Below are 11,598 nucleotides of genomic sequence, written 5' to 3' on the forward strand. Positions count from 1 at the left end.
CGTGCGCCGGGTGAGGTCGCGATCGAATGGGTTGTCTTCGACATAAAGCAGCTTCATGTGGGGGCCCCGCCGTTCAATTCAAAGAAAAAAGTGGCGCCCGGGCCCCGGGGGGGGTGGGGCCCCCCCCCCCCCCCCACGCCCAGCTGCGCGGCCGCGGCCTGCACGTCGGCTTCCAGCGTGCTGTGCTCGATGCCGATCGGCACCACGTCGGTCACTTCGGTCAGGAACACCGGCATGTCCATGTTGATGTTGGCCACCAGCGAGTCCTTGGCCACGGTGGGGAACTGGGCGAAGTAAGTCGCGCCCAGCAGCCCGCGCTCCTCGGCCGTCACCGCCACGAACAGCAGCGACCGGCGCGGCGCGGTGGCGTCGGCTTTGAGCTCGGTGGCCGCCTGCAGCATCACCGCGATACCCAGCGCGTTGTCGAACGCGCCGTTGTAGACGCCGTCGCCGTCCACTTCGGCGCCGATGCCGATGTGGTCCAGGTGCGCCGAATAGGCGATGTGCTCGGCCGCCAGCGTCGGGTCCGATCCGGGCAGCTTGCCGATGACGTTGCGGCTGTCCACGGCCTGCAGCGTCGTGGCGCCGGCCAGCGTCACGCGCCCGGGCAGGTCGAAGGATTCGAGCTTGCCGCTTTCACGCCGCTCGAAGATCTCGTCCACGGGCATTGGTGCACCGGCCAGCAGCTTGCGCGCACCTTCCACGCTCAGCGTGGCGGTGGCCTTGAGCTCGGGCCAGGCGTCCGCCGGCTTGCCGTCGGCGCCCACCAGCCGCATGCCGGCCATTTCCCAGTTCCGCGCACCGCGCGCCCAGGGGTACTTGGCATCGTCCACCGGATTGCCGATGCCGATGGCGCCGATGGCCCCGTTGGCCACCAGCTGCGACATCTTCTCGTGGCCCGACGCGTGGAAGGCGCGCTGGGTGTTGCTGAAGGACGCCGGCGCACCTGAGAAATACACCGCCACCTTGCCGCGTACGTCCACGCCCTTGAAGTCGTCGTAGCCCAGGTCGGGCGCGTGCACGGCCTGGCCCACGAACACCAGCGGCGCGCTCAGCACATGGCTGGCCGCGTTGAAGTTCATGCCCGGCAGGAACTCATCCAGGAAGGTGAAAGACAGCGCCCCGTCGTCGCGCTGCAGCGTGAACTGCGCGCCTTCGCGCTGGCGCCGTGCCTCGAGCAGCGGCACGCGCTGGAAGTAGGTGCCGTCGTCGCCCGCCGGCGCCAGCCCGATGGCGCGCATGCGGTTGGCCACGTACAGGGACGCCAGGTCGTAGCCGCGCGTACCCGCCGCGCGGCCCTCCAGCAGGTCGTCAGCCAGGAAGCGCACGTCGGCCTCGATGCGGGCCGGCCCGCTGGCGTCGGCCGTGGCTGCAGGGTCGGCATCCGGCGGCGCCGGTTCGGGTTGGCGGCTGCAGGCCGCGAGCACACAAAGGGCGAGCGGGGCGAACAGCAGCGTCGGGCGGAAAATCATCTGGGGGCTCCGTGGGCGAGGCTGGAAGCTAACATCGCGGCAGCCCGCATGGAATGATGGCCGCGTGCAGGGCCCACGGAGACCGTCATGACCACCCACGGAAACATCGCCTCGCCCCACCGCACCCAGGCCTGGCTGATGGTGGTCATCGTGCTGGGCGCCCTGGCCTGGTCGGGCATCTCGCCGCACGACCGTCTCACCTGGATGCTGGAAGTGGTGTGGGTGGCGGTCGGCCTGCCGCTGGTGGCCTGGGTCTGGGGCCGTTTCCCGCTCAGCGCGCTGCTGGCCTGGCTGCTGGTGGTGCACGCGCTGATCCTGATCTACGGCGGTGCCTACACGTACGCGTTGACGCCGCTGGGCCTGTGGTTCCAGGAAGCGTTCGACCTGGCGCGCAACCACTACGACCGCCTGGGCCACTTCGCGCAGGGTTTCGTCCCGGCCATCCTGGCCCGCGAACTGCTGCTGCGGCGCACGCCGCTGCTGCGCGGCGGCTGGCTGTTCTACCTGGTGCTGGCCGCGGCGCTGTCGTTCAGCGCGTTCTTCGAACTGATTGAATGGTGGGCCGCGCTGGTGTGGGGCGGCGACGCCGATGCCTTCCTGGCGACCCAGGGCGACGTCTGGGACACGCAGTGGGACATGTTCATGGCGCTTTGCGGCGCGATCATCGCCCAGCTGCTGCTGGCGCGCGTGCACGACCGGCAGCTGGGGCTGCGCTAGACCGCGCGCTCGCCCGGCGGCGGTTCCCAGCCGGTCATGGCGTCGGGCATCACCAGGTCGCGGCCGGCGTTCTTGGCCGCGTACATGGCGCGGTCGCCGCGCTGGAGCAGCTGCGAGAACTCCCGGTCCATCGGCGCCAGCGTCGCCACGCCGATGGACAGCGTCACCGTGCGGTGGTGCCCGTCCATGCGCAGCGGCTGCGCGGAGAAACTGCTGCGGATGCGTTCGCCGGCCTGCACCGCGCTGGCGCCGTCGGCGTTGGGCATCAGGACGATGAATTCTTCGCCACCCAGCCGGCCCAGCACGTCTTCGGTGCGCAGCGTGGTGCGGATGCGCGCCACCGACTCCATCAGCGCCAGGTCGCCAATGGCGTGCCCCAGTTCGTCGTTGATGCGCTTGAAGTGGTCGATGTCCAGCACCAGCAGCGACAGCGGCAGGCCGTGCCGACGCGCGCCGGCCATGCTGTGGGTGGCCAGTTCCTCGATGGCGCGGCGGTTGTAGCAGCCGGTGAGGTAGTCCACCCGCGCGGCGCGCTCAAGTTCGTGCTGGCTGCGTTCGGTGCACAGCAGCAGGAAGCCGATGGTGGCGATCACCGGCAGCACGCTGGCCACGGCGTACGTCAGCAGCTGCACATGGGTGACCTGGAAAACGGTGGTCACCAGGCTGGGGTCGAACAGCAGCACCACCGCGCGGTAGGCCATGATGGCCGCCGCCGCCGCGAACGGCACGCCGGCCACGTGACGCACCGGCCCGCGGCCGTGGCGGTAGATGATGGCCGCGCTGGTGCCCAGCACTCCGGCCAGGATGATCGAGACCACGATCAGCCGGGACGTCAGGTCGGGATCCACCAGACCCCAGTAAAACGACGCCGCCACCATGGCCGCCACCGCCGCCGCCAACGGTCCGTGCCGCGCCGGCAGCCCGTGGAAGCGCCGCAGCGCCACCACGTAGGCGGTCAACCCCATCACCACGAAGGCATTGGCCACCACGATGCTCAGGATCGGCGACAGCGTGTCGCGCAGGCTCAGCAATGCAAAACCGGCCGGCTGCAGCAGGGTGGCGCCCACCCACCAGCGGACGCTGGGACGGTAGGCAGCGGGCAGCGCGCGGCCAACCACCAGCAGCACCAGGCCGATCATCAGCGTAAGCAGCGCACCCACCAGCAGGGCCGAGCGGATGTCGAACGTCCAGGAAGTGGCCATAGCCGGGGCTAACGCGGCTGGACGCCACACCCGGCCAGCCACTCGCGCAGGGCGGCGGGCGCCATCGGCCGGGCCAGCAGGTAGCCCTGGAACATACTGCAGCCCAGTGTGCGCAGGCGCGAAAGCTGGTCCTGCGTTTCTACGCCTTCGCTGACGCACTCCAACCCCAGCGAATCGGCCAGGGCCACCAGCGTGCGCACCAGTGCGTCGTGGCTGCCGTGCACGCCCAGGCCGGCAATGAAGCTGCGATCGATCTTGATCTTGTCCACCGCGAACCGCAGCAGATAGGACAGGCTTGAATAGCCGGTGCCGAAGTCGTCCACCGACAGCTTCACGCCCAGCGCCCGCAGGTCGCGCAGGTTGGCCTGGTGCACCGTGGTGTCGGCCATCAGCGTTCGCTCGGTGATTTCCAACTCCAGGCGATGCGGCGGCATTTCGTGCCTGGCCAGCAGCTGGCCGATACGCTCGGCGAAGTTTCCGCGGGCCAGCTGCGCCTCGGCGACATTCACGGCAACATAAAGCAAGTCGCCCCCCTGGCCATCCAGCCGCCGCAGTTCGCGGCATGACTGTTCGAGCACCCAATCCCCCAGTGCGACGATGGCGCTGGATTCTTCGGCGATGGGAATGAACTCACCGGGGCTGACGAATCCAAGCAGCGGGCTGGACCAGCGCACCAGCGATTCCAGGCCCACCACGCCACCGGCGTCGGAGAAGACCGGCTGGAGGACCAGCGAAAGTTCGTCGCGCCCGACGGCATTGGCCAGTTCGCGCTGGATCTCGACCCGGCGCTGCAGGCGTTCGACCATGCCGTCTTCGAAGGCGATGGCGGCGGTGGTCTGGCGCGCAACGGCCTGACCGTGCGCCAGGTCGCTGGCGCGCAGCAGGCGTTGGCCATTTTCGTCGGCGCCGTCGCTGGCCAGGGCATAGCCAAGCCGAGGATTGAGGCTGTAGCGCTGGTCGTCGAGCGCGATCTCGCGCGACAGATCCGGCCACGCGGCCAACAGTGCGGCTTCGCCACGGGCACCACCGGCCAGTGAAAGCAACAGCTGGTCGGGGCCGTCGCGGCCGATCTCCGCGGCATGCGGCGCCAACGACGTCAGCATTCGCAGCGCATAGGCCGCCACAAGGCGGTCGACCATCGGCGAACCCAGCAGGTCTCGCAGGGTCTCGGCTTCGCGCAGCGAAATGCGCGCCACCAGCGGCCGATCATCGTCCTCCACCCTGCGCGACAGCTGCTGGATGAAGCCTTCGCGGTTGAGCAACCCGGTGGAGGCATCGTGGCTGGTGAGATAGTCCGCGCGCGCCTCGGCCAGCACGCGAGCCGAGACGTCGCTGGCCAGGACGGCGATACAGGCTTCGCCAGCGTCATTCATGCGATAGGTGGCCAGCGACATGTCCACCTGCAGTGGCTGGCCATCGCGGCGAAGGATGCGCGAAGGATGCCGGATCACGGGCATCCCGCCCTCCACTTTTGCCCGTATCTGGTCCAGTTCGTCGATCATCTCGGGCGGAAACAGCATCGCCAAGGGCTGGCCCAGGGCGTCTTCGCTGCCGTAGCCGAACAGCCGCTCGGCCGAAGCGCTCCACTGCACGACGGTGCCGTCGAGCGCCAGCGCGAAGATCGCATCGTTCGCCTCGCTCGCGATCGCGCCCAGCAGGTTCGCCTGGCGCTGCAGCTGCTCGCGGTCGGTGACGTCGAGCGCGAGGCCGCCGGCCAGGCGCTCGCCTGCCGCATCGATGGGAAACCGGAAGACGTCGTAAACGCCAAGACTGCCGTCGGCGCGGGGTCCCGCTTCCGGGTTGCGACGGGCGATGCCATGGGCGATCAGCTCGGCGTTCTGGCTGCGGTAAATGGCGCTCTGCACCGGGTCGAAAAGCGCATCGAGCGACACCGGCCCGTCGTGCATGGCTAAACGATCTCCGCCCAGCCGGGCGAAATGCTGGTTGTACACCCGGGCAATGCCCTGGTCGTCGGCGATCCAGGCCGGCCCCGGGATCTGTTCGATGAAGGCCGCAAGCATGCGCTGACGTGCCTCCAGTTCATGCTTTCTTTCGACCTCTGCGGTGATGTCCTCGGCGCTCAGCGCCACCCCGCCCGACCACGGCACGGCGATCTGGCGCAGCCACTTGGCTTTGAGCGTCGGCGAATTGATGGGGAATTCATCCACCACCGAGCGTCGTTCCAGGAACACCTGCCGGTAGCGCTCGAAGTAACCTTCAGAGCGGTTGACCGGGAACAGTTCGCAGATGCTGCGGCCGACCATCGTGGCGGGGTCCATTCCGACCAATCGCCCGCCCTGTTCGTTCACGTGGGCGAAGGTGAAGTCCACCACGTCGCCAGCCTCGTCGTACACCGCCTGGTTGATGAAGAGTGCGTTGAGGTTGCCCTCGGCCGCCGCTCGGAACCATTCCTCCCGCTGCGCCAGCGCGCACTCGGCCTGCTTGCGCAGCGAGATGTTCTCGCTGGTAATCACCACGCCGCCCTGGATCGGCACCACCTCGTGCCGCAGCCAGCGCATGTTGGCGGGATACTCGACGACCTCGAACTCCTCCACCATCGATTCGCCGCCAGACATCACGTCGCGGCACTGCTGCACCACCTTTTCGATCCGGCTGGGCGGGAGCACCTGTCGCAGGGTCAGGCCAACCAGGTCGTGCCCGTCCCGGTTCAGCAGTTCGTCACCCAGGGCATTGGCGAACACGAAGCGGAAATCGGCCGCCGTGCCGTCGTCGGACATCAGCGGCTCGAAGATGTAAACCGCAGTGAGCGAACTGCTGGTGGCGCCGCGGAACCACTCCGCCAGGCAGGCGGGCTGCAGGGCCGATGCATCGGGCGGACCGGTGAAAACTTGCGATCCTGGCTTGGACATTGGACTTCCCGGGCAAGACCCTACTGTGCGCTTCGGCCCTCAGCGCCGCTAGGGGGTCTAGGCGGGGCCGTCGGGCCCTTCACGCCCCGGGTTGACGCGCGGCCGGAACGGCAGCACCACGCCCTGGGGCGGGTGCTGGCGGTGCCACAGCACGGGCACATCTTGCGGGCGGGGCGGCTCCAGGATGTCGGCGTCGTCCAGCGGGTTGGCCGCCTCTTCCTCGTCCTCCCAGCTGTAGCGCTGGCGCGGCGGCTGCGGGTCGGCGCGGCGCCAGATCAATGCCGCCACGATGCCGGCGACCGCGCCGCTGAAATGGTATTCCCACGACACGCCGGCCTCGCGCGGCAGCACCGTCAGCAGCATGCCGCCGTAGAAGAAGAACGCGATCAGCGCCGCCGCGATCGCCGCGCGGTCGCGCCGCAGCAGGCCCAGGAACAGCAGCAGGAACAGCAGCCCGTGGGTGACGCCGCTGGCGCCGATGTGGAACGAAGGGCGACCAATGATCCACGTGCCCACGCCCGACAGCACCCAGATCACGGGCAGCGCCCGCAGCGCGGCCTTTGGGTACACCGTGCCCACCAGCGTGCCCAGGACCAGCAGCGCACTGCTGTTGCCCAGCCAGTGGCCCGCCGACCCGTGCAGCAGGGGCGCGGTGAGCACCCCCACCAGGCCCGGCCAGCTCTGCGGCACCAGGCTCCAGGCCTGGGTGTCGCCCAGCCAAGGGCCGGCAAAGAAGATCGCCCCCAGCAGCGCTACGAAGGCCAGGCTGGCCAGGAGGGCGTTCTGGAACCGGTCGCGGACCGCGGCGGCATGCTGCTGGGGAGTGGCGTCCATCGATCAGAGGTGGGGCCGGCGCCGCGCTGCGCAAGCCCCCGCCGTGCCTTCAGCCCGCCAGGGCGGACTTGGGCTTGATCATCACGCTCAGCACCATCGACAGCGCCAGCGCCGCCACCACCACGCCCAGCGACACCATCACCGGGATCTTGTAGATATCGACGATCAGCATCTTGGCGCCGATGAAGATCAGCACCGACGCCAGGCCATAGGCCAGCAGGTGGAACTTCTCGGCCATGCCCGCCAGCAGGAAATACAGCGCGCGCAGGCCCAGCACCGCGAACACGTTCGAGGTCAGCACGATGAACGGGTCGGTGGTGATGGCGAAGATGGCCGGGATCGAATCCACCGCGAAGATGACGTCGGTGACCGCGATCATGATCAGCACCACGAACAGCGGCGTGTACTTGCGGCGCTTGCCCTGGCCGATCCACAGCGCCTCGCCGTGGTAGCGGCGCACCAGCGGCAGGTGGGCGGTGATCCAGCGCAGGATCGGGTTCTTGTCCATGTCCGGCTCCTGGCCGGCGGCCCACAGCATCTTCACGCCGGTAAGCAGCAGGAACGCGCCGAAGAAGTACAGGATCCAGTGGAACTGGGCGATCAGGGCCGCGCCGATGAAGATCATGATCGCGCGCAGCACGATCGCGCCCAGCACGCCGAAGATCAGCACCCGCTGCTGCGACTGCGCCGGCACCCCGAAGTAGGTGAACAGCATCAGGAACACGAAGATGTTGTCCACCGCCAGCGCCTTCTCCACCAGGTAGCCGGTGAGGAACTCCAGTCCGATCCGCCTGGCCTCGGCCTCGGGCATCTGGCCCTGCAGATACCACCACAGGCCGGCATTGAAGGCCATGGCCAGCGCGATCCAGCAGGCCGACCAGATCAGGGCCTCGCGGGTGGACACTTTGTGCGGCCCGTTCTGGCGCAGCACCAGCAGGTCCACCACCAGCGCGGCGATCACGAAGGCCGTGAATATGGCCCACATCAGGGGTGTGGCAATGGTTTCCAACGTCGTCTCCGGTAACGGTGCCGCGCAGCCGAGAGCGCACGCGGTGTTCCGGGACGGAACGACCTTCGCCGCTGGCGGGCGAAGGTCTCGCTCACAGGTCCGCTGGACCTGTCTGCCGGACCGGGACCCGTTTTCAGGTCCGTGATGACGATCTCGGCAGCGGGAGCTACTCCCCTTCTACGATGCAGAGTCTGGCACAAGTCGTGACCGTCGCGTAAACAGGGCGGGTCGCGGTCCAATTACAGGTAACGGGCCAATATGGCGCTGGATGTCCGGTCAGTGATGGTGGTGGGGGTTCTGCTGAGCCTGCTTACGGTGGTGTTGCTGGCCCAGGTGGGCCGCAGCTTCCCCGTCGGGCGCCGGCGGCCGCTGCGCATCTGGACCGTGGGCCTGATGCTGCAGCCGATCGGCTGGCTGCTGCTGGCCATGCGCGGCGTCGTGCCCCCGGTGCTGTCCATTTCACTGGGCAACGCCCTGCTTTTGCTGGGTTTTGCCGAGATGTGCCGGGCCGTGCGCAGCTTCCATGGCCTGCCCGAACGGCGCTGGCTTTGGTGGGGCGTGGTCGCGGCAGCCACGGCGGCGCTGCTGGTGTTTGCCGGGCCTTACCCCAACTACAGCGCGCGCGTGCTGGTGAACTCCGCCGCCGCCATCGTGCTGACCTCGGGCCTCGCCCTGGCGCTGTCACCTTCCCTGGACCGGGTCGGCTTCTCGGCCGCCCGGCTCACGGCGGCTTTCGCGGTGTTGGGCGTCCTGACGGCGGTCTGGCGTTTCGTCGAGCACTCCCTGGCACCCCGCGCCAACGGCAGCCTGTTCGATGCCGGGCCGAGCGACATGGCGGTGTTCATGTATGCCTGCGTCGGCGCGACGTTCCTGAGCCTGGGTTTCGTGCTGATGCACACCGAGCGCGCCTACGAAGAACTGCGCCGCCTGGCCTCGCAAGACGCGCTGACCGGCGTGCTGGCCCGGGGCGCCCTGGACGAGCGCGGCCACGCGCTGGCGTCCGAGTCGCGCCGGCTGTCCCAGCCCCTGGCCGTGCTGCTGCTGGACCTGGACCAGTTCACGGCCGTCAACGACCGCCTGGGCCACGAGGCGGGCGACTGCATGCTGCGGCACCTGGCTGCCCGCGCCCGCCTGGTGCTGCGCGGCGAGGACCTGCTGTGCCGAATGGGTGGCGATGAGTTCGTGATGGTGCTGCCAAACACCGACATCCAGGGCGCCCACATCGTTGCAAGCCGGCTGCGCGGCTCCCTGGCGGCGGTGCCCCTGCGGTTCCGGGGCGACGAGCTGCCGATCCCGCTGTCCATCGGCGTGGCGGCCAGCGCCGGTCCGGACGCGGACCTCACCGCCCTGATCACGCGCGCCGACCAGGCGATGTACGTAGCCAAACGCGCCGGCGGCGACCGCATCCAGGCCGCCTGAGCCCCAAGCCAGCGGCGGCCGGGGCCGGTATCATGCCCGGATGACTACTGCCGACCTGCCCGTGATCCAGCTCAAGATCGAACGCCGCTCCAACCATCCCTGGATTTTCCAGAAGATGGTCGAGAAGCCCGTGGCCAAGCCCAAGCCGGGCAGCCTGGTTGAGATCGTCGACAACACCGGGCACTGGGTCGGGCGTGGCTTCTACAACGGCCATTCGCGCATCGCCCTGCGGGTGCTGACCGAAGACCACGACGAGGCGATCGACGAAGCCTGGTTCGCGCGCAAGATCCGCGCGGCCGTGGCCCTGCGCCGCGACCTGATGCGCCTGGACGAAACCACCGACGCCTGGCGCGTGGTGCACTCCGAGGGCGACGGCATCTCGGGCCTGGTGGTGGACCGCTACGGCGACCTGCTGGTGGTGGAGTTCTTCTCCGCCGGCCCGTTCCGCTACCGCGAGTGGATCTACGCGGCGCTGCGCACCGAATTCCCGGGCTGCCGCTTCTACAGCTTCTCGGAAGAACACGTGCAGAAGCAGGAAAGCTTCGACTTCCGTTCGCCGCCCGCGCCCGAGCCCAGCGTCATCACCGAGCACGGCCTGAAGTTCCGCGCCAGCCCCGGCAGCGGCCACAAGACCGGCTTCTTCGCCGACCAGCGCGACAACCGCGAGTACCTGACGCGCTTCACCGCCGGCAAGCGCGTGCTCGACATCTGCTGCAACTCCGGCGGTTTCGCCATCTATGCCAAGGCCCGCGGCGGCGCCGACGAAGTGATCGGCATCGACCTGGACGAAGAAATCCTGGAAGTGGCCGAGAAGAACGCGCGCCTGAACAACGTCGCGGTGAAGTTCGTGCAGGCCGACCTGTTCCACTACCTGCGCGACGCGCACCAGCGCGGCGAGCAGTTCGACGTGGTGATCCTGGACCCGGCCAAGCTCACCCGCGACCGCGAGCAGGTGATCGCCGCGCTGAAGAAATACAACGACATGAACAAGCTCGCCATGCAGGTGATCAAGCCGGGCGGCGTGCTGCTCACCTGTTCGTGCACCGGCCTGGTGGGCGAAGAGGAGTTCCTGGACATGATCCGCCGCGCCGCGTTCTACGCCGGCCGCACCATCCAGATCCTGAAAGTGGCCGGCGCCGGTCCGGATCATCCGTTCATGGCCCACGAGCAGGAATCGCGTTACCTCAAGGCCGTGTTCTGCCGCGTGGTCGACTGAACACCCCCCGGTTCCCGGCCGCGTCCCGCAGCCGGTAGGCACCGACCGTGGGTCGGTGCGCTGGGTTGCCGGTACCGACCCACGGTCGGTACCTACCCAGGCAGGCGCCACAGCGCTATGGTCTGACGCTTCCCAACCAAGGTGAGGCGTCATGACGTTGCGCAGTCTGTCTTTGCTGGTTTCGCTGGCGTTGTGCACGCCGCTGGCCGCCCACGCGATCGAGTTCACCCCGCAGGAGCTGGCCAAGGCGTCCACGCTGCAGCAGCGTCTGCTGACCCTGGACAGCCACCTCGATACGCCGGCCAACTTCCACCGCGACGGCTTCGACATCACCCAGCGCCACGACCACAACGCCCTGTCGCAGGTGGATTACCCGCGCATGGTGGAAGGCGCGCTCGATGGCGGCTTCTGGGCCATCTACACCGACCAGGGCGACCGCAGTGCGCAGGCGCACCAGCACGACCGCGATGCCGGCCTGCTGCGGTTGACGGAAATCCGCGAGATGCTCGCCGCGCATCCGGACACCTTCCAGCTCGCGCTGACCGCCGCCGATGCCGCGCGCATCAAGGCCGCCGGCAAGCGCGTGGTCTACATCAGCATGGAGAACGCCAGCCCGCTGGTCGACGATCCCACGCTGCTCAGTTACTACCACCTGGCCGGCCTGCGCCTGCTCAGCACCGTGCACTTCGCCAACAACGAGTTCGCCGATTCGGCCACCGATCCCAAGGGCGCCGAATGGAAGGGGCTGAGCCCGGCCGGCAAGGCGCTGGTGGATGAAGCGGTGCGGCTGGGCATCGTCATCGATCAGTCGCATGCCTCCGATGCGGTATTCGATGATCTGATCGAGCGCATGCCGGTG

The 11,598-nt window shown here is 68.5% G+C and carries 9 protein-coding genes; 4 read left to right on the top strand and 5 right to left on the bottom strand.

Annotated features, from left to right (window positions below; translation table 11 throughout):
- Positions 1 to 53 precede the first annotated feature (53 nt).
- Positions 54 to 1,472, bottom strand: coding sequence for a M28 family peptidase (locus tag K0M70_RS11050; RefSeq protein ID WP_290781912.1), 1,419 nt, complete (start codon positions 1,470 to 1,472; stop codon positions 54 to 56).
- Between the two features lie 87 nt (positions 1,473 to 1,559).
- Between K0M70_RS11050 and K0M70_RS11055 the strand changes: the two genes are divergently transcribed.
- Positions 1,560 to 2,189, top strand: a complete 630-nt coding sequence (locus K0M70_RS11055) for a DUF2238 domain-containing protein (RefSeq protein WP_290781913.1) — start codon at positions 1,560 to 1,562, stop codon at positions 2,187 to 2,189.
- Here the strand turns inward: K0M70_RS11055 and K0M70_RS11060 are convergent.
- The 4 genes from K0M70_RS11060 to K0M70_RS11075 are packed head-to-tail and all read right to left on the bottom strand — an operon-like array spanning position 2,186 to position 8,080.
- Entirely contained in the window at positions 2,186 to 3,391 is a 1,206-nt protein-coding gene (locus K0M70_RS11060; RefSeq protein WP_290781914.1) for a GGDEF domain-containing protein, read from the bottom strand. The genes K0M70_RS11055 and K0M70_RS11060 overlap by 4 nt on opposite strands.
- Before the next feature lie 8 nt (positions 3,392 to 3,399).
- A complete protein-coding gene (locus K0M70_RS11065; RefSeq protein ID WP_290781915.1) occupies positions 3,400 to 6,261 on the bottom strand; it encodes an EAL domain-containing protein in 2,862 nt (953 codons plus the stop codon).
- 57 nt (positions 6,262 to 6,318) lie between these two features.
- Complete coding sequence (locus tag K0M70_RS11070; RefSeq protein WP_290781916.1) at positions 6,319 to 7,095, bottom strand: rhomboid family intramembrane serine protease; 777 nt, start codon at positions 7,093 to 7,095, stop codon at positions 6,319 to 6,321.
- Positions 7,096 to 7,144: 49 nt separating this feature from the next.
- On the bottom strand, positions 7,145 to 8,080 hold the full coding sequence (locus K0M70_RS11075; RefSeq protein ID WP_290781920.1) for a TerC family protein: 936 nt from the start codon (positions 8,078 to 8,080) through the stop codon (positions 7,145 to 7,147).
- Between the two features lie 306 nt (positions 8,081 to 8,386).
- Here K0M70_RS11075 and K0M70_RS11080 point away from each other — a divergent pair, with 306 nt between their 5' ends.
- The 3 genes from K0M70_RS11080 to K0M70_RS11090 all read left to right on the top strand — a co-directional run.
- On the top strand, positions 8,387 to 9,523 hold the full coding sequence (locus K0M70_RS11080) for a GGDEF domain-containing protein (protein WP_290781917.1): 1,137 nt from the start codon (positions 8,387 to 8,389) through the stop codon (positions 9,521 to 9,523).
- 40 nt (positions 9,524 to 9,563) lie between these two features.
- Complete coding sequence (locus K0M70_RS11085) at positions 9,564 to 10,739, top strand: class I SAM-dependent rRNA methyltransferase (protein WP_290781918.1); 1,176 nt, start codon at positions 9,564 to 9,566, stop codon at positions 10,737 to 10,739.
- Between the two features lie 151 nt (positions 10,740 to 10,890).
- Positions 10,891 to 11,598: membrane dipeptidase (locus tag K0M70_RS11090; protein WP_290781919.1), on the top strand; the 708-nt coding region annotated here is incomplete at its 3' end.

Origin of the sequence: Arenimonas sp., from assembly GCF_019459675.1 — a bacterium.
Classification (GTDB): Bacteria; Pseudomonadota; Gammaproteobacteria; order Xanthomonadales; family Xanthomonadaceae; genus Arenimonas.